This window comes from Pseudomonas sp. NY15181 (genome assembly GCF_048068055.1).
Taxonomy (GTDB): Bacteria; Pseudomonadota; Gammaproteobacteria; order Pseudomonadales; family Pseudomonadaceae; genus Pseudomonas.
In genome coordinates this window covers 13,750-36,237 of record NZ_JBLUPT010000016.1, presented here as the reverse complement: position 1 = coordinate 36,237, position 22,488 = coordinate 13,750, and the positions used below count along the sequence as shown (strand labels likewise).

Here is a 22,488-nt window from a genome sequence, read left to right as displayed (position 1 = left end):
AGGGCGTACCGCCGTGAAGGCATGTACGCCCTGTGGGCGAACCGGCTCAGCCGTGGTGAATCTCCCGGTCCTTGGTTTCCGGGAGGAAGAGGGTGCCGAGGATCGCCGTCATCACGGCGATGACGATGGGGTACCAGAGGCCGTAGTAGATGTCCCCGGTGGCCGCCACCATGGCGAAGGCCACCGTCGGCAGGAAGCCGCCGAACCAGCCGTTGCCGATGTGGTAGGGCAGCGACATCGAGGTGTAGCGGATGCGCGCCGGGAACAGTTCCACCAGCCAGGCGGCAATCGGCCCGTAGACCATGGTCACGTAGATCACCAGCACGGTCAGGAGCAGCAGCATGGCCAGGTGGTTGATCTTCGCCGGGTCGGCCTTCTCGGGGTAGCCGGCGGCCTTGAGCGCGGTGCCCATCTGCGCGGTGAGCGCCTCGGACTGCGCCTTGAAGTCCGCAGCCGGCAGGCCACTGCCTTCGAAGCTGGCGATGACCTTGTCGCCGATGTGCACCTGGGCCACGGCTCCGGCATCTGCCTTGACGTTCTCGTAGGGGATGGCCTTCTTCGCCAGCAGGCTCTTGGCCAGGTCGCAGGAGCTGACGAATCTGGCCTTGCCCACCGGGTCGAACTGGAACGAGCACTGGGCCGGGTTGGCGACCACGGTCACCGGGTTCTTCTCCTGGGCGGCGAACACGTCCGGGTTACCGTACTGGGTCAGGGCGTGGAAGATCGGGATGTAGGTCAGCGCGGCGAGGATGCAGCCGGCCATGATGATCGGCTTGCGGCCGATCTTGTCGGAGAGGCTGCCGAAGAACACGAAGAACGGCGTGCCCAGCAGCAGGGAACCGGCGATCAGGAAGTTGGCGGTCTGCGCGTCGATCTTGAGAGTCTGCAGGAGGAAGAACAGCGCGTAGAACTGCCCGGTGTACCAGACCACGGCCTGCCCGGCGGTACCGCCGAGCAGCGACATGATTACCACCTTGAGGTTGTCCCAGCGGCCGAAGGATTCGGTCAGCGGTGCCTTGGACGCCTTGCCTTCTGCCTTGATGCGCTGGAACACAGGCGACTCGGAGAGTTGCAGGCGGATGTATACCGAGACGATCAGCAGCAGGATCGACAGCAGGAAGGGCACGCGCCAGCCCCAGGACTCGAAGGCCTCGGTGCCCAGCGCGGTGCGGCAGGCCATGATCACCAGCAGCGAAAGGAACAGGCCGAGGGTGGCGGTGGTCTGGATCCACGAGGTGAAGAAGCCGCGCTTGCCCTGTGGCGCATGCTCGGCGACGTAGGTCGCCGCGCCGCCGTACTCGCCGCCCAGGGCGAGGCCCTGGAGCATGCGCAGGGTGATCAGGATGATCGGTGCCGCCACGCCGATGGTGGCGTAGGCGGGCAGCAGGCCGACCACGGCGGTGGAGAGGCCCATGATCACGATGGTGATGAGGAAGGTGTGCTTGCGGCCGATCATGTCACCCAGGCGGCCGAACACGATGGCGCCGAAGGGGCGCACCGCGAAGCCGGCGGCGAAGGCCAGCAGGGCGAAGATGAAGGCGGTGGTCTCGTTGACCCCGGCGAAGAAGTGCTTGGCGATGATCGCCGCCAGTGAACCGTACAGGTAGAAGTCGTACCACTCGAATACGGTGCCGAGGGAGGAGGCGAAGATGACCTTGCGCTCCTCCTTGGTGATGCCGCTGTGAGGTGCGTTGCCCGCGGCCGGGATGTATGTCTGCGCCATGTTCTTCTCCGTCTTGTTCCTGTGAAAGGCCGGAGTCCCTCCCTACCGTTGCCGCACTCAGGCCCTGGGGCTGATGCCATCGCCATACGGATTGCGCGAAGCGTGAAAACAGGCGGCCCCGCCATGCGGCAAGGTCATGAAAAAAGCATAACCGGCATGACCCGGATATCCACTTCCATGGCCCGCAAACCCACGGCTGGTGCGGATGATGGCGTTATTTCCGACGCACGGGGTCGGATAAGGGCGCAGCGGGAGGCTTTGCAATGCCCGCAGGGCGGTGTTCGCGCTCGGGGCAGCCGGCCATCGTCTACAACTGTCCGGGATGTCTCAGGCTGATACAGCAGTCGCGAATTGCCACGCTCCCGCGCCCCTGCACATGGGCCAATGGATTGTTTCCCAAGGGGTTTCGCCGCTGGCACGCAATGTGTGAGGGCAAGACTCCGCACGCCTGCCATGCCAGGCGCCGTCAGAAGGGAGGTTCGCTTGAAGAGGATGTCGTCATCGCTTGCCGGACTGTGCGCCGCGCTCTCGGCTTGCGCGCTGCTCTGGCTATGGCCGTCGCTGGGTAATGGCGTGCTCTGGGCGGTCGCCGCGCTGATCGCCCTGGGGGCGCTGCGCCCGGGCCTGCGCCTGCCGGGCTGGCCGCTGGCGCTGGGGGTGTTGTGCGGGGCCTGCCTGGCGCTGGCACTGCACCTGGTGGCCGATCACTTCCAGCTGCGCTACGCGTGGCTCTACAGCAGCGCGGCGCTGCCGGCCTACCTGAAGTTCTCCAACCTCTGGGGTGGCGACGAGGGCACGGTGCTGCTGCTCGCCACCTTCTGCATGGTCGCCGCCCTGGGCGGCCGCCAGCTGGACGGTTGGGCCGGACGCGGGATGGCGCTGATCGCTGCCTGGTATGTGGCCACTGCCGCCTGGCTCGGGCCGTTCAGCGCTACGCCCGCCGACTGGCTGGCGCACCAGCCCAGCCAGGGCATGAACGCGCACCTGCAGACCTTCTGGATGTCCTTCCACGCGCCGCTGATTCTCTGTGCCTACGCCTGGGCCCTGGCGCCCGCCGGCGCCGCGCTCGGCGCGCTGGGGCAGGGCGGCAGCGCCTATGCCTGGGTAATGCCGCGCTACAGCCGGCGCGCCTGGCTGGTGCTCAGCGCCGGCATCGGCGCCGGGATGGCCTGGGCGATGGAGGATTTCACCTTTGGCCAGCTCTGGCATTGGGACCCGGTGCAGACCTCGGCCTTCGTCATCTGGGCGCTGCTCGGCGCGGTGCTGCACGGCGCCCGCCGCTGGCGCGCCGACGGCGCCAATCGCCGCCTGCTGCCGCTGCTCAGCCTGCTGGCGGCGGCCATGGCCTGCGTGGCGATGGCGGTGACCCGCAGCACGGTGCTGGCCAGCTCGCACCGCTACATCGGCACGACGTCATGGCTCAGTCACCTGGCACTGGCCTTGATCCTGCTGATCCTCGCGGCCGTCTACCTGGTCGCCGGGCGTCACGCGCAAGCCGGCCCACCGGGAGAGAAAACGCGTCGGCGCGGGCCGTCGGACTGGACGCTGGACGTGGCCATCTACCTGTTCGCCGGCACCGGGCTGCTGGCACTGGGGGCGCTGGTCCAGGCGCATCTCTACGAGTGGCTTGGCCTGGAGCGGCCGAGCGAGCTGAAACCCTTCTTCGAGACGCTGACCGCCTGGGCCACCACCCAGGAGATGGACAGCCTGCGTCGCGCCTTCGACCAGTGGGACGTCAATGGCTACGGCCTGGCAAGGTGGCTGCTGCCATTGCTCGGCGCGCTTGGCCTGATCGGTGGCTACAGCTTCCTGCGCCGTTGCGTTCGCCCCCGGCCGGCGCTATTGGCGACCCTGGCGATGGCTGGCGTGATGCTCTGGATCGGCTGGCGCGGCGGCTGGCTGAGCGCTGGCTACAACGGCGAGGGCATGCTCTCGCAGAGCGTGGTGGCGGTGCTGCCCTGGCTGGACGCGGCGCTGCTCGGCGGCGCGTTCCTGATGGGCTGCTGCCTGCTCTGGGGCGTGCTGAGCCTGTGGCGCAGCCGGCGCCTGGGCAACCTGCGCTACAGCGGCGGGCTGGCGCTGGTGCATGGCGGCGCGGTGATCGCCCTGGTGGGTGGATTGGCGGCCACGGCACTCAATACCTACCAGCAGATCAGCATTACGCCCGGCACCTCGTTCGAGCAGTGGCACGCGGTGATCGGCGGGATGCAGGTGCGCGTGCTGCCCGATACCAGACGCCCGGACTTTTCCGGCTACCACGCGGTGGCGAAGGTGGAGTTGCGCGACGGCGACCGTACGCTCGCCGGCCACGCGCTGTTCCAGGACAGCCGCGGCAACCCGCCGGCCTACCAGGGCCCGGTGCGCCAGCTCTGCGAGATTCTCGACTACCACTACGCGCGCTTCGCCTCGGACCGTGGCTACGTGCTGCACCCGTTCATCGTGCGGGGCTGGAGCGGCGACCTGCAGGTCTGGGTGCCGGCCTCGGCGCGCTTGCTGAAACAGCCCGACGACGAGATCGAAAGCGTGGTGGTGGTCCGCCGCTACCCGTTCCTCTCGCTGGTCTGGGTCGGCCTGCTGGCGATGTTGTTCGGCGCCTTGTTGCTGCCGGCGGGCGGCGCTTTGCCAAAGCGCGGCCATACTGCTTCGGACGGCATCTCAGAGGCCGTGTCTCAGAGTTAGACAGCAATCGCGAAATTAGACGCATCGAACCTCGGCCGGAGTGCCGCAGGGCTTCGGAAATCCTGGCGCAAGCCAGATGCGGCGGGGCCTGCCAAGGACTGGCACACAACCTGCTAAATCGCTACCAAGCGTTCGACGCAATCGCGCTTAGCCCATCGGTGGGCACGAATAACCAACAAGAATACCGAGGAGGCCTGACCTTGAAGATGACACGACTTCGGCACTGTCTGGGTGCCGGAACCCTGGCCGCTCTGGCCCTAGCGCTGCACCAGCCGGCCAACGCGGCCGATGGCCAGGCGATCATCAACGCCAAGTGCCAGGCGTGCCACACGCCCGAAGGCAACAATTCCCTGAGCCGCATCAGCCACCAGCGCAAGACCCCCGAGGGCTGGCTGATGAGCATCGGGCGGATGCAGGTGATGTACGGCCTGAAGATCACCGACGACGAACGCCGCTCGGTGGTCAAGTTCCTCGCCGACAAGCAGGGCCTGGCGCCGAGCGAGACCGACGGCGTGCGCTACGCCATGGAGCGCCGGCTGAACACCGTCGAGAAATTCGATACCAACTTCGAGCAGATGTGCGCCCGCTGCCACTCGGGTGCGCGCATCGCCCTGCAGCGCCGCCCGGCGGCGGAGTGGGAGAAGCTGGTGAACTTCCACCTCGGCCGCTGGCCGTCGCTGGAGTACCAGGCCCTGTCCCGCGACCGCGACTGGTTCGACCTGGCGAAGAAGGACATGGTCCCGGAACTGGCCAAGCGCTACCCGCTTGACAGCAAGGCCTGGAACGACTGGAAACAGAAGCGTCCGAAGGCCGAGTCGCTGGCGGGCGAGTGGAGCTTCGCCGGGCACATGCCGGGCAAGGGCGACCTCGCCGGCACCATGAGCGTGGCCAAGAGCGGCGACGATGCGTTCAAGGTCAGCGTGAAGGGCCAGTACGCCGATGGCGAGGCGTTCAACGGCGAAGGCAGCGCGGTGCTGTACAACGGCTACGAGTGGCGCGGCAACGTCACCGTCGGCGACCTGAGCATGCGCCAGGTGTTCGCCGCACTCGACGGTCAGATGCAGGGCCGCATGTTCGACAAGGCCCACGATGAGCGCGGCCTGGACTTCGTCGCGGCGAAAAGCGGCACCAGCCACGTGCTGGGCGTGCAGCCCGCTTACATCAAGGCCGGCGCGGAGACCGAGGTCACCGTGGTCGGTACCGGCCTGAAGGGCAAGCCGTCGTTCGGCAAGGGCGTGGAGGTGGTCTCGCTGGTTTCGCAGACGCCTGAGCGCGTGACCGTCAAGGTCAAGGCCGGCGATGCGGCGGCGGTCGGTGAGCACGATGTCACCGTCGGCACCGCCAAGGGCGGCAACCTGGCCGTGTACAAGGACATCGCCGAAGTGAAGGTGGTGCCGGAGTTCTCCGTCGCCCGCATCGGCGGCAATGGCGGCTCCACGCCGAAGGTCCAGGGCAGCTTCGATGCCGAGGCCTGGGGCAAGGGCGCCGACGGCAAGCCGTTCCGCATCGGCGTATTCCCTGCGCAGTGGTCGGTGGAGCCGTTCGACGACCGCGCCAAGGAAGACCAGGACGTGAAGTTCGCCGGAGAGATGGACGCCGACACCGGCATCTTCACCCCGGGCGACGCCGGCCCCAACCCGGCACGCAAGATGATGACCAACAACGCCGGCAACCTGAAGGTGATTGCCGCGGTGGACGACGCGGGCCAGTCGCACAAGGGCGAAGGGCACATGATCGTGACCGTGCAGCGTTGGAACAACCCGCCGATCCCGTAACCGTCGGAATCGGATGAACTGAACGCGTGAGTCCCGCCTTCGGGCGGGTTTACCAAGCAAGTTCCGGGAGGTCGCCATGGGCGCCATCTTGAATCTGGTCGAACGCAACCTGCACGAAGTGCGGGTGGACGCCGACCGCCTGTTGTTCCACATCCCCAGCTCCTCGCTGTTCGCCAGCGACGAGCTGACCGGTGGGATCATCGACGCGCTGCGCGGGCACTCCTGCTCGCCGGACGAGCTGACCCAGCGCCTGGGCGGGCGTTTCGCCGCCGAGGAAATCGACGAGACCCTGCGCGAGCTGATCGCGCTGGAGCTGGTCAGCGACGGTTCGCCGCTGACGCCGGAAATCGGCATCAAGAAAGTCGACCGCACCGCGCTCAACACCGTGGTGCTGAACGTCAACACCGGCTGCAACCTCAGCTGCACCTACTGCTACAAGGAAGACCTGGACAAGCCCTCCGCCGGCAAGAAGATGGGCGCGGAGACTGCCGAGGCTTCGGTGGAAATGCTGATCAAGGAGTCGCCGGACGAGCAGCGCTACACCGTGGTGTTCTTCGGTGGTGAACCGCTGTCCAACCGTCCGCTGATCGAGCACATGGTTGCCTACTGCGAGCGACGCTTCGGCGAGCTGGGCAAGACGGTGGACTTCGTCATGACCACCAACGCCACGCTGCTGACCGAAGAGATCGTCGATTGGCTCAACGCACATCGCTTCGGTCTGTCCATCAGCATCGACGGGCCGAAGACGGTGCACGACCGCAACCGCATCACCGTGGGCGGGCAGGGCACCTATGACGTGGTGCGGCGCAAGGCCGACATGCTGCTGTCGCGCTACACCAGCCGTCCGGTCGGTGCGCGGGTGACCCTGACCACCGGCGTCACCGACGTCGAGACCATCTGGAACCACCTGTTCAACGAGATGGGTTTTGCCGAGGTCGGTTTCGCGCCGGTCACTTCGGGCGACATCAGCAGCTACAACCTCACCGGGGACGAGCTGAAGGATGTCTTCGCCAACATGAAGGCGCTCGGCCGGCGGTACCTGGACGAGGCGCTGCAGGGGCGCAACATCGGCTTCTCCAACCTGCACCAGCTGATCACCGACATCCACGAAGGGCAGAAGAAGGCCCTGCCGTGCGGCGCCGGGCTGAAGATGCTGGCGGTGGACCACAAGGGTGAGCTGAACCTCTGCCACCGCTTCACCGGCTCCTCCTTGCCGACCTTCGGCAACGTGCATGAAGGGGTGAAGCAGGCCGAGCTGAACGACTTCCTGTCGCAGCGCCTGGACCGCACCGACACCGGCTGCGCCAGCTGCCGCATCCGCAACCTCTGCTCCGGCGGCTGCTACCACGAGAGCTACGCCCGCTACGGCGACCCGGCGCATCCCACTTACCACTACTGCGAACTGATGAGGGACTGGGTCGACTTCGGCATCGAGGTCTACAGCCGGATCATGGCTTCCAACCCCGGCTTCATCGACCGCCACATCACTCCGCGGAAGGCGCACTGACATGAAACATCTGAAAGCCATCAACAACAAAGCACAGAAGCTTGAACAGGCCGCCGCCGAGGATCGCATCGAGGACGTGGTGGCGATGAACTCCGTGGCCGGCTGCGCCTCGACCACCGACCCGGGCTGGGAAATCGACGTGTTCGGCGGCGTGTCCTCGCTCTGCCAGCCGATGGAAGCGGACCTCTACGGCTGCTCCGACCCCTGCTGGTGGCCGGCTCAGGTGCCGGACATGATGAGTACCTACCCCGACTGGAACAAGGATGCGCAGGCCTCGGCCGAGAACTGGCGCAACCTCGGCACCGTATTCCCGGACGACAAATGAGCAGACAGAAGAACAAGAGGAAAACCTGCATGTCCAGAAAAGCATTCGCCGCCGCCCTCGGCGGCCTCTCGCTGGCCTGCGCGCTGCAAGCCGTCGCCGCCGATGCCGGCTCCGATGTCGGCAAGGCGCTGGAAAGTGGCCACGAGTACCTGATCAGCACCAACTACCCGAACAACCTGCACGTCATCGACATGCAGACCGACAAGCTGTTCAAGACCTGCACCATCCCCGGCGCCTATGGCCCGGGCATGACCCAGCTGTCACCGGACCGCAAGGTGGTGTACATCCTGAGCAACCACTACGCGGACATCTACGGCATCCAACTCAGCGACTGCCAGCCGGTGTTCCACGCCACCATCGCGCAGAAGCCGGGCGAGAACGCGCGGTCGATGTTCTCCATGACCGTCAGCCATGACGGCAAGGAGATCTACGCCATCGCCAACCCGACGCAGATCCTCGCCGAGCACTACGAGGTGCAGCAGCCGCGCCTGCAGGTGTACTCGGTGGCCGACGGCATGAACGCCAAGCCCGTGCGAACCTTCCCGGCGCCGCGCCAGCTGACCATCATGCAGACCGGCGACGACGGCACCCTCTACGTGGCGGGCCCGGACATCTACAAGGTGGACGTGAAGACCGGCAAGTTCGACGTGGCCATCCCCAGCCGCAACTGGAAGCGCCCGAACTACGCGCCGCCAGATGTGCTGTACGTGTGGAACCAGCAGACCTATCCGCGTGACTTCTCGCTGTTCTACACCACCGCGAAGTTCAAGGACGCCAAGCAGGACCCGGCCACTGCCGACTTCATCTATGGTTTCTTCAACATCGACCTGGCCACCGGCAAGACCGAGACCGTCGACTTCGGCCCGGTCACCGAGGTGTACTTCAGCGGCATGCGCTCGCCGACCGACCGCAACGTCATCTACGGCGTGCTCAACCGCCTGGTGAAGTACGACATCCAGTCGCAGAAGCTGATCAAGGCCGCCAACCTGGACCACTCCTACTACTGCCTGACCGTCAACAAGGCCGGCAACAAGCTGTACCTGACCGGTACCTTCAACGACGTGGCGATCTTCGACGCCAACAGCCTGGAGCGCCTCGGCGATCTGAAGCTGCCCGGCGGCGACATGGCGATCACCACCAGCCAGGCCTTCGTGGCCAACTGATCGTTACCTGGCAACGCCCAAATGCCCGGAGCACCTGTGTGCTCCGGGCATTTTCTTTTGGTGGGCGTCAGATTTCCGGCTCGGTGCTCAGCCTTTTTGCCGCCAGTCTCTCTATCGCCAGGTAGCGCTGGGCCCCGCAGCGCGCACAGCGCTGGCACAGCATCGGTACATGCCCGACCTCGGTCAGACTCCCTTCATCCCACAAGCATCCCAGGAAAAAGCAGCGCAATTGCATATGTCCTCCTCCGGGTATTCCCGGTGCGTAGACAGGCAGAAAGTGCAGGTGACGCTGCTGGATTGTTCTTGTGCGCAGGCGGGTAGCAGACTCGCGCCGGCCGTCTAGAATGGACAATCTAAAGTGCTGGGTGGTCTCGGGGGCCTGCCGTTCATGCTTCGAGCAGCGGGGCCGTATCAAGCGGCAGCGTTCAGGGTTTGCAGGGCTTTGCGTCAAGTTATTGTCAATAATTTGACGAAATATTGATATGTGACAATTATTGCGACAAATTAACGCCGCGATCCTGATGCTTTTTTGCTATGATTGACTCCCAGGTTAAGGACAACTCGCAGAGATTTTCCATGAATACCGCGTCACCCCTGACCGCAGTTATTGGCACCGCTTCTTCCCGTTACAGCGGCAGCGAACTGGATCATTTCGCCGATCTGGCCAGCCTGCAGTCTGCATCGACCTACGATGTGCTGCTCCTCGATCTGCCCGGCGTCCAGGCTGGGCAGATGCTCCGTAGCCTGCGCCAGGACCCTCGTTATCGCTTCGCCCTGATCTATTGCTGCCAGGACCTCGAGCCCTGGTGCGTAGCGCTGGGCGATGGCGCGCCGCCGACGGAAACGGGCGCCATCACGCCGCTCTGGCGCCTGTGGCGCGAGCGCTTCAGCCTGTTCAACCGCGGGCAGGCGCCGGCGCGCTTCGAAGAGCGCGTGCTGGCCTGGCTCTGGCTGCGCTCGCGCGGGGACGTGCACGCCGTGCGCGATACCGCCGTGCCCCAGCATTACCGTTATCCGATTCTCGAGGCCCTGAGCGACAGCGAGGAGATCAACCCGTTCTCCTGGCTGCAGTTGATGGGGCAGCAGGGCTGGCTGGAAGAGGGCGAGCTGCTGGACCGCCTGCGCCTGTGCACCGGCTGTGGCTCGGGGCGCCTGAACTATGTGGATGTGTGCCCGGAGTGCCAGGCCCTGGACATCGGCCGCCAGCCGTCGCTGCACTGCTTCACCTGCGGGCACGTCGGCCCCCAGGAACACTTCCTCAAGGATGGTCTGCTGCTCTGCCCGAACTGCCTGACCCGTCTGCGCCATATCGGCAGCGACTACGACCGTCCGTTGGAGAACTACCGCTGCCGCAGCTGCCAGGCCTTCTTCGTCGACGCCGCCGTGGAGGCGCGTTGCCTGGATTGCGGGCAAACCCATGACCCGGACAAGTTGCGGGTGCGCGAGGTGCGCCACTTCCGCATTGCCGAGGCCGGGCGCCTGCGCTGCCGTGAGGGCTTTGCCGCCACCTCGGCGAACATGGAACGCTTCGGCAGCCTCAGCCTGCTGCCGCGCCAGGCGTTCCTGGACCTGCTCACCTGGCAGCTGCAACTGACCACGCGCCATCGCAATCCGCCGTTCTCCCTGCTCGGCCTGCGCTTCGTCAACCTGCTGGAAACCCTCGCCGAACTGGGCGAGATGCGTGGCCACGCCCTGGTGGACGGGCTGGTTGAGCGCCTGCAGGAAGCCGTGCGCGAGACGGACCGCTGTTCGCGCATGAGTGAGGAAGTGCTCTGGGTGCTCATGCCCCACACCGACGCCGCCGGGCTGGAAGTGGTGCGCCAGCGCCTGGCCAAGGGTGCCGAGCGGCTGACCCAGGAGAAGGCGACGCGTATCGAAGTCCGCCTGGCGGGCTTTACCGCACCGGACGACCAGCTGGAGCAGGAAGACGCCGCCTTGCTGCTGGCCCGGTTGGGCGGACAACTCGGCTGAAGCATGGAAGCGTTCATCGAACAATGGCTGTTGCTGCTCGGGGAGTTCGCCCGTAGCGACGGGTTCTTCCAGGCCGCCTTCATGCTGCTGCCAGCCTTCCTGCTGCTGGAGGTGCCGCTCAACCTGATGGTGCTGCTCGGCGTGCTGCGCTGGTTCATGCGCAAGCCGTTCGAGCTGCCCAAGGACAATGGCTACCGTCCACGGGTGTCCTGCATCATCACCTGCTACAGCGAAGGGCTCGACGTGCAGAAGACCCTGCTGAGCCTGTGCGAGCAGACCTATCCGGGCTACATCGAAATGATCCCGGTGGTTGACGGCGCGGCGGTCAACAAGCCCACCATGCAGGCGGTGCGGGACTTCCGCGTCGATCCGGCGCTGCATCCCCGGCGCCTGCTGCGGCCCATCGCCAAATGGCAGCGCGGCGGCCGGGTGTCGTCGCTCAACGCCGGTCTCGCCCATTGCACGGGCGAGATCATCATGGCGCTGGACGGCGACACCTCCTTCGATAACGACATGGTCAGCCGCATGGTCCGCCATTTCGCCGACCCGGATGTGCCGGCGGTGGCGGGCAGCCTGCGGGTGCGCAATGCCTGGGCTTCGCTCACCACGGCGATGCAGGCGCTGGAGTACCAGCTGTCGATCCACATGGCCAAGATCGGCCTCAGCGAATGGAACCTGGTGAACAACGTGTCCGGCGCCTTCGGTGCGTTCCGCCGCAGCTTCCTCGACAAGATCGGCGGCTGGGACACCCACACGGCCGAAGACCTGGACATCACCCTGCGGATCAAGAACTACTTCGGCCGCCGGTCCCTGCGCATACCGTTCGAGCCTGGCGCCATCGGGCATACCGATGCGCCGGTGAAGTTCCTGCAGTTCCTCCAGCAGCGGCTGCGTTGGGATGGCGACCTGTACTTCCTCTATATCCGCAAGCACCGCCACAGCTTCAACCCGCGCCTGCTGGGCTGGCCCAATTTCCTGATGACGCTGGTCACCGGCTTTTTCTTCCAGCTGGTGCTGCCGTTCATCATCTTCGGTTACTGCGTGATCGGCCCCCTGGTCGTGCCCTTGCCGCGCTTCCTCGCCCTGGCGTCGCTGATCTACCTGGTCTACCTGGGCATGACGTTGTTGCTGTACCTGGCCATGCTGGTCCTGGTTTCCGAACGTCCGCGCCAGGACCTGAAGCTGTTCCCGGTGGTCTTCGTCTTCCCCCTGTTCATGCTGGTCATGCGCCTGTGGAGCGCGGTGGCCATGCTCAACGAGGCCCTGCGCCGCGGCCATGAAGAAACCAGCATGGCGCCCTGGTGGGTGCTGCGTAAGGCAAAGAGGTTCTGATTTTGATGATGCGTTCCCTGCTCCTTGGCTCCCTGCTGCTGGCTGCCGGCCTGTCCCAGGCCGACGTGCTGCCGCTGTCGCGGGTGCTCGATAGCGCCGACGACAGTGCCGTCCTGCAGGCCAACGGCGCCGAGCTGCGGGCCCTGGACGCGCTCAAGGAGCAGCGCGAGGCCGAAGCGGGCTGGCAGTGGTACGGCGCGGGCAGTGCCGGGCACTACCGCGAGCTGGTGACCGAAGACGTGATCGACACCTACTACGGGCGCAGCCTCGCGCTGGGCTTGCGCCACCCTCTGCTGGGCAGCCTGCGGCGCCAGGTGCAGGCGGTTTCCGCTGTCGAGCTCGAACAGCAGAGGCAGCAGTCCCGCCGCCTGCTGCAGAAGGCCGAACAGCGGTTGGCGCTGCGCAGCGCCTACGCTGACTGGTGGCGCGCGGAAGAAGAGAACCGCTGGTGCCAGGCCTTGCTGCCCGACGCGGCCAGCGCCCGCGAGCGCCTGGCCCTGCGTCAGCGCCAGGGCTGGCTGTTGCCGTCCCAGGCACGACTGCTGGACGGCCGCTGGCAGACCTTGCAGCGACGTTGTGCATCCAGCGCACGGCTGATGGATGACACCCGCGCCAGCCTGGCCGAGCTCTCCGGCCTGGAGATCACCCCCAGCCAGCAGGCCCGGGCGGAAGCGCTGGCGGCGCAGGTGCAGCCCCTGACCAGCTGGCGCCAGGCGCTGGAAGGCCATCCGCGCCTGCAGGAGCGCCGCGATGAACTGCGCCAGGCCGAGCAGAATCGCAAGTCGCCCTGGTACGACAGCATCGATTCCAGCTTCAGCGTCGGGCAGAGCTTCGAGGACCGCAGCGGGGCGACCAGTACCGGCAATGGCCTGGTCGCCAGCCTCAATTTCTCTACGCCGTTCGACCTGATGTCCTACGGTCAGGCCCGTGGGCGGGAAGGGGAGGCCCGCCACCAGGCGGCCCAGGCCAAGCTGAATGCCGAGCGCCAGCAGTTGCTGCAGGCCCTGGGCAAGGCGCTGCAGGGCCAGCGGCAGGCGGTGGAAGACCTGGAGCGCGAGCGCGAGCAGCTCGCCGTGTCGTCGGTAGCCCTGCGCGAGCAGCGGCTGCGTTCGGAGCGTTCGGTCGAAGGCTCGCTGGGCGAGGAGCAGGCCGTGGAGCTGGAACGCTACGACAACGGCCTGCGCCTGATCGCGGCGTGGCACGCCGCCTGGTTGCGCGAAGCGTCCTTGCGGATGTTCGTCGACGATGACCAGACCCTGAGCCCGTTGCTCGGCGCACAGAGCCTCAGCTGGCAGCCGCCGGCGGGCGCCCAGGCCAAGACCCAGGTCAACGCCCCGGCGAAGGCCAGCACGTCGCAGGACTCGGCCTGGAACCAGGGCGTCTACCTGTGGAAGAGCCAGGCCCTGCTGCAGCCCGATACCCGGCCTGCCGAGCTGAAGGCATTGCGCAGCGCCGGCATGCAGCGCCTGTACGTGGGGCTCGACGCCCGCCAGGTGGCGGATATCCCGGCGCTGCGCCAGCAGCTCCAGGGCGCCCTGGCCGATGCCCGTGCCCAGGGCATGCAAGTGGTCCTGCTGCTGGGCGACCCGGCGTGGCTGTCGGCCGGCGGGCGCAAGGACCTGCTGGCGCTGCTCGGCCAACTTCGCGACGTGCGTTTCGACGCCGTGCATCTGGACCTGGAGGTCGAGCAGCTTGGCTGGCCGGTGCCCGACAGCCGCCTGCAGGACTGGCTGGACACGCTTGGCGCGGTTGCCCAACTCGGTTACTGGCCGCTGGAGCTGTCCAGCCACCCGCGCTGGTTCGCCGAGTCCAACGGCGGCCCCTGCGTGCCTTGTGCCTTGCCCAAGCGTGGCGTACGCCAGGTCAGCCTGATGATCTACACCCGCAATCCCGAACGCAGCGCGGATCTTGCGGCGTCCATTGCCCGGCGTTGGCCTGAGCTGCGTTTCCGGCTGGCGCAGAGCGTCGAGCCGCAATTGCCGGCCGAGGAATCCTGGGCCGGAGTGTCGAGCACCCAATTACGGCAGCAGGTGGAGCGCTGGCGTACACGTCTGCAGGCGGCCGGAGTTTCCGGTATCGACTGGCAGGACTGGTCCCATTACCCGCATTGAGCATCCCATGAAGATTCGATTTTCCAGCCCCAAGGAACAACAGCCCACTCAGGAGCAGGGCCTCAAGGTGCTTTACGCGCCGGGCAAGCGCATGGCGTTCAAGCTGCGCTGGTATCTGATCCTGTTCGTGGTGACCAGTCCGCTGCTGTTCCTGGTGGGGCGCGAAATGCTCAGCCTCTGGCTGATCGAGGCTCCCGCGCAGTTGCACCTGCCGTCCAGCGAGTTGCGCGCCCGTGAGGCGGGGCAGGTGGGGCAGGTACTGGTGCGGCCCGGCGACAAGGTGGAAGTCGGCCAGTTGCTGATGCGGATGGACAATCCCGAATGGCGCGCGCGACTGGCCCTGCTGGCCGATCCGTCGAAGGCGGCGCCCGCGGCACCGGGTCGGCGGACTCTCAGCGAACGCGAGCGCGAGCCTCTGGTGCGCCTGCTCGCGAGCGCGGAAAGCCGCCTGCAGCAACTGCGCGGCCTGCTCGCCGCCGGCGCGGCGACCCGGGGTGAGGTGCAGCTGGCCCAGGATGAACGTGACCGCCGCCAGCGCGACCTGGTGGAGTTCGACCGGCGCGAGGCGCAGCCGGGCGATGACACGCTGGATCGTCAGCGTCGACTGGAAAGCGACTGGCTGCAGTCGCGCCTGCAAGGGCTCGACCTGAAGGCCAACGACGCCGGGGTCATCAGTGAAGTCCTGGTGGGCGAGGGCGAGAACGTCGGCCCCGGCACCCTGCTGATGCGCCTGCAGCGCCTGGGCGATGCTGAAATCTGGATCTACCTCGATCCGCGCTTCGCCGCCTACGCCTCGCCCGGCCAGCCGTTCCGGATCCGCCTGCCGGACGGTAAATGGCTACCGGCGGAGGTGGTGCGCATGGTGGAAGACGCCGCCCCGGTGCCGGTGGAACTGCGCGAGGCCTTCAGCGCGCCGAACCGCAACCTGCGCCTGCTGGCTCGGGTCAAGGGCGAATGGCCAGCGTTCTGGCGCGTCGACCGCCTGGGCCTGAAGGCACGCTTCCCGCATCGCTGGAACTGGCTCAACCGCTGGGCGGTCCAGGAGTAAAACCGGCCGGGCGTTGGCTTCGCTGACCCGTCCGGCGCTGCATGCCGGCCCGTAATGGGTCGGCAGGGCAAGCCTGCGGCAACGTCGCGAAAGCAAATCTCAACCGCGATTTGTCAGCCATGCCCGCCAGCCGCCGAAGTGGCTGATGTCTTCGGCACCGTCCAGGCCCCAGGCGTCGCAGATGAATCCGGTTTCCCAACTGCCATCCTCCAGTTGCACCTTGCCCAGTCCCAGTGGAGCGGGGATGCCGGTGAGGAAGGAGCCCAGTTCGGCGCTGGGCAGCTCCCAGACCTCCACTTCTATCGCCACGCCGCCTTCGGCCACGCGCAGCATGCCGGGTCGCAGCGGCGGGCCGCCAGCCAGGGCGTAGAGCTTGTAGGTCGGGGCGCTCCAGGTGGCGCGCAGCAGGCGGGCGCCGCGCTGGCGCAGTTGCCCGTTCAGCGCCAGGCCGTCCAGGTGCGCGCCGCACACCACCAGGCGCGCGCGGTCGCTGCGCGCGGCGTTGGCCGAGGACGCCGGGGCGATGGCGTTGCCGCCGGTGAGCGGCAGGTTGTGCCGGCGCTGCAGGGCGTCGGCCACGCCGAGCAGGTACTGGTCGGTGAAGGCGCGGCCGAACAGCGTCACGCCCCAGGGCAGGCCGTTGTCCATGATCGCGCTGGGCACGGCCACGGCGGCGTAGTCCAGCAGGTTCATGAAGTTGGTGTAGTAGCCCAGGTCGGAATTGCGCTTCACCGGCTCGGCGTGCAGTTCGTCCAGCGTCACCGGGCGGCCGATGGTGGGCGTCAGCACGCAGTCGAGGTTGGCGAGGATCGCGTCGCACTGTGCCTTGAGCTCCTGCAGTCGATACTGCGCGCGGAAGGCCTGCACGGCAGTCGCGCCGGGAGCCTTGGCCAGGACATCGCGGATCACCGGCAACACGGCCTGCGGGTCGCGCTCGATCAGCTCTCCGGCCACGCTGTAGCGCTCGGCGACCCAAGGGCCTTCGTAGAGCAGGCGCGCCGCTTCGAGGAAGGGCGCGAAGTCGATTTCCCGCGCCTCGCCGCCCAGCGCTCTGAGCTGGTCGATTGCGTCGGTGAACAGCACCGGGCCTTCGTGGCAGCCGAAGAATTCCAGCTGGTCGGCGCGCGGCACGCCGAAGCGGAAGGGTTTGGGCGCACCGAAGGCGCTGGCGTCGTTCCAGGCTGGGTTGGCGCGGCTGTAGCCGTCCTGCGGGTCGAGGCGGGCGCTGAGGGCGAGCAGTTCGCTGGCCTCGGCGGCGCTGGCGGTGAAGTAGGTGATGCAGTCCAGGGTGCGGCAGGCCGGCACCAGGCCGTGGTTGGACAGCAGCCCCTTGCTTGGCTTGAGTCCCAGCAAACCGTTGAGCGCCGCCGGTACGCGGCCGGAGCCGGCGGTGTCGGTACCCAGGGCGAAGCTCGCCACGCCCAGCGCCACGGCCAGCGAGGAACCGGCGCTGGAGCCGCCCGACGGATATTCCGGCAGCACGCTGTTGCGACATTCGCCGTAAGGCGAGCGGGTGCCGTTGAGGCCGGTGGCGAACTGGTCGAGGTTGGTCTTGCCCAGCGGGATGGCGCCCAGGTCGATCAACTGCTGCACCAGTGTCGCGGAGGTTGCCGGCGTGTAGGCGAAGGCCGGGCAGGCGGCGGTGGTGGGGATGCCGGCGAGGTCGATGTTGTCCTTGATGGCGAAGGGGATGCCGTAGAGCGGCAGTGCTTCGGGGGATTTTTCGTCCAGTGCGGCGAGGTAGGGCTCCAGTTCTTCTGGGGTCAGCAGGTGGATGAACAGGTGGTAGTCCGGGTTCAGCGCAGCGGCCTTGTTGCGCAGCTCGGCGAACAGCTGGCGTGGGGTGGCGCGGCCTTCGCGGTAGGCAGCGCGCAGGGTGGCGAGGCGGAGGTCGAAGGTAGTGGGCATGGTCGAGATTCCTTGGGGCCTGTCAGTTATTCGCTCGGATTGCCCTCACCCCGGCCCTCTCCCGGAGGGAGAGGGGGAAGAGCAGTCCGGCGCGGTAACCACGACCCTGCAAGCGATGCGTGTCGTGGCTTCAGGTTGTGTCCAGTGCCGAGCCCCGCTCCGAACAGTCCCCTCTCCCGTGTGCGGAGCGGGGCGCGCAGCCAGGGTCAGGGTGAGGGGCTCTGCGCAACGGCGGTTATGTCGGTTCAGGCTTCTTCCATCACCACCACCCGTTGCCCCGCACGCACCGGCGAACCCGGCTGCACGCGGACCTCGCGCACCACGCCGTCGCGCGGGGCGGTGAGGGGAATTTCCATCTTCATGGATTCGAGGATCACCAGGATGTCGCCGGCCTTCACGCTGGCGCCGGCTTCCACCTGCACCTGCCAGAGGTTGCCGGCGATATGGCTTTCGACGGCGTGCTGGCCGGCGCCGAGCGGGGCGTCCTCGCCAGTGTCGACGGCGGCTTCGTCGCTTTCGAAGTGCGCCTGGCCGGAGGCGATCCAGCGCTCGCGCTCGGCATCGAAGGCGGCCCGCTGGTGGTTGCGGAAGGCGGCGATGCTCTCGGCTTCCTCGGCGAGGAACTGCTGGTAGTCGGCCAGGCGCAGCTCGCTGTGCTCGATGCGCAGCGGGTAGCGGCCGAGCGGGAAGTCGCGGCGGATGCGCAGCAGCTCCTCGGCGGACACCGGGTAGAACCGCACCTGGTCGAAGAAGCGCAGCAGCCAGGGTTTGCCGTCGAACGCCGCGACCTCGCGGTAGCGGTTCCACATCTGCAGGGTGCGGCCGACGAACTGGTAGCCGCCGGGGCCTTCCATGCCGTAGACGCACAGGTAGGCGCCGCCGATGCCCACGGAGTTTTCCGCGGTCCAGGTACGCGCCGGGTTGTACTTGGTGGTCACCAGGCGGTGGCGCGGGTCCAGTGGCGTGGCCACCGGTGCGCCGAGGTAGACATCGCCCAGGCCCATCACCAGGTAGCTGGCCTCGAACACGGTGCGGTACACCGTTTCCAGGTCCGGCAGCTCGTTGATGCGGCGGATGAACTCCAGATTGCTCGGGCACCAGGGCGCATCCTTGCGCACGGTGGTCATGTACTTCTCGATGGCCAGTTGGCAGGCCGGGTCGTCCCAGGACAGCGGCAGGTGCACGATGCGCGACGGCACCTTGAGGTCCTGCGCGGCGCAGACGGCGTCCCAGAGGCCGGCGACGGTCTCCAGCAGGCTCTGCAGCGGCAGCGTTTCCGGCTGGTAGTGCACCTGCAGCGAGCGGATGCCGGGGGTGAGGTCGATCACGCCGGCGAGGTCCTTCGCTTCCAGCGCCTGCATAAGAGCGTGGGCGCGGAAGCGCAGGACCAGGTCGAGCTCGGGCTGGCCGATTTCCAGCAGCAGGTGGGTGTCGCCGGAGAGGCGGGCGACCAGGCGGGTGTCGTCCTGGCCGAGGTCGAGGACCACAGGGGAGGTGAGTGCGGTGCTCGGGCTGCCCTCACCCCCCGCCCTCTCCCGCAAGCGGGAGAGGGGGCTGTCTGTGCTACCGGCAAGCGTTGTGCTCGCAGGCGATGCCGAACTGCTCCCTCTCCCTCCGGGAGAGGGCTGGGGTGAGGGGAAAACGGCAGCGCCGATGCTGGGCTGTGCCTGTGTAGGAGCGAGCTTGCTCGCGAATCCGACCAGATCCTGGACCTCCGGCAGAAAGCGTTCGCGAGCAAGCTCGCTCCTACGAAGAGCCGCAAAATGCCGCGCTTCGGAGATGGATACCGGCAGGAACCGCACCTTGTCCCCCGCCTTGAGCTGGCCGAGCTGCCAGAGATCGGCCTCGATCACCGTCACCGGGCAGACGAAGCCGCCCAGGCTCGGGCCGTCCGGGCCGAGGATCACCGGCATGTCGCCGGTGAAGTCCACCGCGCCGATGGCGTAGGGGTTGTCGTGGATGTTCGATGGGTGCAGGCCGGCCTCGCCGCCGCTCTCGCGGACCCATTCCGGCTTCGGCCCGATCAGCCGCACGCCGGTGCGGCTGGAATTGAAGTGCACTTCCCAGTCGGTGGCGAAGAAGGTGTCGATGTAGGCCGGGGTGAAATATTCCGGCGCGCCGTGGGGCCCATAGATCACGCGGACCTGCCGCACGTCTGGCAGCTCGGTGCGCAGTTCGGGCGGCAGGCTGGCGCCGTGATTGTCGTCTACCAGCTCCGCCAGGTGCAGCACATCGCCGGCACGCAGGGCACGGCCGCCGTGGCCGCCGAACTGGCCGAGGGTGAAGGTGCTCTTGCTGCCCAGGTAGTCCGGCACCTGCAGGCCGCCGCGAAGGCACAGGTAGCTGCGCGCGCCGGAGCCGCCGACCGTGCCGAGGCTGAGTGTGGAACCGGCAGGGACGAACAGCGACCTGTCCATCGGCTGCTCGACGCCATCCAGGCTGATCGGCAGCGCCGCGCCGGTGACGGCCACCACCGCGTCGGTGTTGAAGCGCAGGGTCGGGCCACTCATGGTGATTTCCAGCGCAGCGGCGCCTTCGGGGTTGCCCAGCAGGACGTTGCCCAGGCGCAGCGCACGGCTGTCCATCGGCCCGGACGGTGGCACGCCCACGGCCCAGTAGCCGAGGCGGCCGGGGTAGTCCTGCACGCTGGTCTGGGTGCCGGCGCTGACCACTTCGAAGGTATGGGCGCGATAGCGCAGGCCTTCCAGGCAGCGCGTCCAGGGTGAGCCGCTGGCGAAGGGGGCATCCGCCAGGATCTGCCGCAGGTAGTCGCGGTTGCATTCCACGCCGTAGAGCAGGCTCTCGGACAGTGCGCGGTCGAGGCCGTTGCTGGCCTGCTCGCGGGTCGGCGCCCAGGCGATGAGCTTGGCGATCATCGGGTCGAAGTAGGGCGGAATCTCGCAGCCGGCCTCGACCCAGGTGTCGATGCGCAACGCCCTGCCGTCGGCCGGCGGGAACTGCACGGCGGTGAGCAGGCCGGGGCAGGGCTGGAAGTCGCGGCCGGGGTCTTCCGCGTAGAGCCGCGCCTGGATGGCGTGGCCGCTGGGCTTCAGCGCGGCGGCCAACTCGGCCAGGGGCGGCAGATCGCCGGCGGCCAGTTCGATCATCCAGCGCACCAGGTCGACGCCCCAGACCTGCTCGGTGACGCCGTGCTCCACCTGCAGGCGGGTGTTCACTTCGAGGAAGTAGAAGCGCTGCGCCTGGCTGTCGTAGACGAATTCCACGGTGCCGGCGCTACGGTAGCGGACGGCTTTCGCCAGCTGGATCGCCGCCGCACACAGGGCCTCGGCCATGCCGGCGGGCAGGTTGGGCGCCGGGGTCTCCTCCAGCACCTTCTGGTTGCGCCGCTGCACCGAGCAGTCGCGCACGCCGAGGGCGATCACCTCGCCCTGGCCGTCGCCGAACACTTGCACTTCCAGGTGGCGGGCGCGCTGGATGTACTTCTCGATGAATACGCCCGAATCGCTGAAGTTGTTCTGCCCCAGGCGCTTCACTGCGTCGAATGCGTCGCGCAGGTCGTCCGCCGAGCGGCATACGCGCATGCCGATGCCGCCGCCGCCGGCGGTGCTCTTGAGCATCACCGGGTAACCGACTTGCTCACCCGCGAGCAGGGCGGCCTCGAGGTCGGGCAACAGATCGGTGCCTTCGAGCATCGGCACGCCCTGTTTGCGGGCCAGTGCGCGGGCGGTGTGCTTGAGGCCGAACAGGCGCAATTGCTCCGGCGTCGGGCCGACGAAGGCGATGCCGGCGGCTTCGCAGGCTTCGGCGAAGGCGGCGTTCTCGGAAAGGAAACCGTAGCCGGGGTGGATCGCCTGGGCGCCGCTGTCGCGGGCGGCCGCGAGGATTTTCTCCACCACCAGGTAGGTGCTGGACGCCGGGCCCTCGCCGAGGCTGATGGCCTGGTCGGCCTGCTGGAGGTGCAGGCTGGCGGCGTCGGCTTCGGAGTAGACGGCCACGCCGCCTATGCGCAACTCATGAAGAGTACGCAGGATGCGGCAGGCGATGGCGCCGCGGTTGGCAATCAGGAGCTTGTCGAACATGAGGAAGTCCCCATGGGGTGGCGGGCCGTCCCGCCGTCATTCGGTGTGCGCCAGGGTCGTCCATGGCGCAGAAGCTTTGTCTGTTCTGTAGGAGCGAGCTTGCTCGCGAACCCGCTTAGCGCCGGCGTGTCAGGGGATCTTGTTCGCGAGCAATAACGATGGCGTCCCCCTCGCTCCTACACGAAGAGCCGCACAGTGTCGGGCTGCATTGGGCGCTGCGGCTCTGGCAGAGCGTGAACAGCAACTGGCGCAGACGCGCGGTCAGTCCCATACCAGCAACTCCGCCGGGGTCGGGTTCCAGCCGTTGCAGGGGTTGTTGAGCTGCGGGCAGTTGGAGATCAGGACGATGACGTCCATGTGCGCGAGCAGCTCGACGTACTTGCCGGCGCCGGAGATGCCGTCCTCGAAGGTCAGGCCGCCTTCGGCGGTGACCGGCACATTCATGAAGAAGTTGATGTTGTGGCTGATGTCGGCCTTGGTCAGGCGGCCGTCGTGCAGGCTGGCGCGCAGGAAGTTGTCGCGGCAGCTGTGCATGTAGCGCTTGTCTAGGGCGTAGCGCACGGTGTTGCTTTCCTGGGCGCAGGCGCCGCCGAGGGTGTCGTGGCGGCCGCAGGTGTCGGCGGTGATGCTCAGCATCGGGTTGCCGAGGTTGGACCAGAGCACGCTGCCGGCGCTGAGGTAGACCTGCCCCTGCTTGCGCAGGGTGCGCTGCACGTCGTAGCGCTCGCGCGGGTTGGCGGCGCTGAAGAACAGCGTGTCCACCGCCTGGTTGCCTTCCAGGTCGAGGATGCGCAGGGTCTGGCCGGCCTTGAGTTCGGTGAGGCTGGGCTCGCCAGCGGGAATCAGGGTGCGCGACACGCAGGCTTCGGGGTGTTTGTCGCTGGGGACGATGGGCATGTTCGCGCT

At 67.3% G+C, this 22,488-nt stretch carries 14 protein-coding genes; 9 read left to right on the top strand and 5 right to left on the bottom strand.

The window, feature by feature from the left end:
• Nucleotides 1-46: 46 nt before the first annotated feature.
• Nucleotides 47-1,723, bottom strand: a complete 1,677-nt coding sequence (locus tag ACNFBT_RS25865) for an MFS transporter (RefSeq protein ID WP_416753578.1) — start codon at nt 1,721-1,723, stop codon at nt 47-49.
• 492 nt (nt 1,724-2,215) lie between these two features.
• Here ACNFBT_RS25865 and ccsA point away from each other — a divergent pair, with 492 nt between their 5' ends.
• The 5 genes from ccsA to peaD all read left to right on the top strand — a co-directional run bounded on the left by ccsA (nt 2,216) and on the right by peaD (nt 9,172).
• The gene (gene ccsA, locus ACNFBT_RS25860) at nt 2,216-4,402 is read left to right on the top strand and encodes a cytochrome c biogenesis protein CcsA (protein ID WP_416753576.1); all 2,187 of its coding nucleotides are present in this window, start codon (nt 2,216-2,218) and stop codon (nt 4,400-4,402) included.
• Between the two features lie 206 nt (nt 4,403-4,608).
• Nucleotides 4,609-6,177, top strand: coding sequence for a quinohemoprotein amine dehydrogenase subunit alpha (gene peaA, locus ACNFBT_RS25855; protein ID WP_416753575.1), 1,569 nt, complete (start codon nt 4,609-4,611; stop codon nt 6,175-6,177).
• Nucleotides 6,178-6,253: 76 nt separating this feature from the next.
• Entirely contained in the window at nt 6,254-7,684 is a 1,431-nt protein-coding gene (peaB, locus tag ACNFBT_RS25850; protein ID WP_416753574.1) for a quinohemoprotein amine dehydrogenase maturation protein, read from the top strand.
• A gap of 1 nt (nt 7,685) precedes the next feature.
• The gene (gene qhpC / locus ACNFBT_RS25845) at nt 7,686-8,009 is read left to right on the top strand and encodes a quinohemoprotein amine dehydrogenase subunit gamma (RefSeq protein WP_152223974.1); all 324 of its coding nucleotides are present in this window, start codon (nt 7,686-7,688) and stop codon (nt 8,007-8,009) included.
• Between the two features lie 29 nt (nt 8,010-8,038).
• A complete protein-coding gene (gene peaD / locus ACNFBT_RS25840) occupies nt 8,039-9,172 on the top strand; it encodes a quinohemoprotein amine dehydrogenase subunit beta (RefSeq protein WP_416753572.1) in 1,134 nt (377 codons plus the stop codon).
• 67 nt (nt 9,173-9,239) lie between these two features.
• On the opposite strand, the gene ACNFBT_RS25835 is transcribed toward peaD, so the two are convergent.
• Nucleotides 9,240-9,407, bottom strand: a complete 168-nt coding sequence (locus tag ACNFBT_RS25835) for a PSPA7_2676 family Cys-rich small protein (protein WP_416753571.1) — start codon at nt 9,405-9,407, stop codon at nt 9,240-9,242.
• Nucleotides 9,408-9,748: 341 nt separating this feature from the next.
• On the opposite strand from ACNFBT_RS25835, the gene ACNFBT_RS25830 reads away from it, so the two are divergent.
• Genes ACNFBT_RS25830 through ACNFBT_RS25815 form a run of 4 tightly spaced genes read left to right on the top strand, consistent with a single transcriptional unit; the run spans nt 9,749 to nt 15,634 of the window.
• On the top strand, nt 9,749-11,143 hold the full coding sequence (locus ACNFBT_RS25830; RefSeq protein ID WP_416753570.1) for a diguanylate cyclase domain-containing protein: 1,395 nt from the start codon (nt 9,749-9,751) through the stop codon (nt 11,141-11,143).
• A 3-nt stretch (nt 11,144-11,146) separates the two neighbouring features.
• Nucleotides 11,147-12,475, top strand: coding sequence for a glycosyltransferase family 2 protein (locus tag ACNFBT_RS25825; RefSeq protein ID WP_416753568.1), 1,329 nt, complete (start codon nt 11,147-11,149; stop codon nt 12,473-12,475).
• 5 nt (nt 12,476-12,480) lie between these two features.
• Nucleotides 12,481-14,586 carry a TolC family protein gene (locus ACNFBT_RS25820; protein ID WP_416753566.1) on the top strand — a complete coding sequence of 702 codons (2,106 nt, stop codon included), beginning with the start codon at nt 12,481-12,483 and terminating at the stop codon, nt 14,584-14,586.
• Between the two features lie 7 nt (nt 14,587-14,593).
• Nucleotides 14,594-15,634 carry an efflux RND transporter periplasmic adaptor subunit gene (locus ACNFBT_RS25815; RefSeq protein WP_416753564.1) on the top strand — a complete coding sequence of 347 codons (1,041 nt, stop codon included), beginning with the start codon at nt 14,594-14,596 and terminating at the stop codon, nt 15,632-15,634.
• Between the two features lie 99 nt (nt 15,635-15,733).
• On the opposite strand, the gene atzF is transcribed toward ACNFBT_RS25815, so the two are convergent.
• The 3 genes from atzF to ACNFBT_RS25800 all read right to left on the bottom strand — a co-directional run bounded on the left by atzF (nt 15,734) and on the right by ACNFBT_RS25800 (nt 22,479).
• Complete coding sequence (gene atzF / locus ACNFBT_RS25810) at nt 15,734-17,542, bottom strand: allophanate hydrolase (protein ID WP_416753562.1); 1,809 nt, start codon at nt 17,540-17,542, stop codon at nt 15,734-15,736.
• 245 nt (nt 17,543-17,787) lie between these two features.
• Nucleotides 17,788-21,582, bottom strand: coding sequence for a 5-oxoprolinase/urea amidolyase family protein (locus ACNFBT_RS25805; RefSeq protein WP_416753560.1), 3,795 nt, complete (start codon nt 21,580-21,582; stop codon nt 17,788-17,790).
• A gap of 261 nt (nt 21,583-21,843) precedes the next feature.
• Complete coding sequence (locus ACNFBT_RS25800; protein WP_416753558.1) at nt 21,844-22,479, bottom strand: urea amidolyase associated protein UAAP2; 636 nt, start codon at nt 22,477-22,479, stop codon at nt 21,844-21,846.
• Between the last annotated feature and the right edge of the window lie 9 nt (nt 22,480-22,488).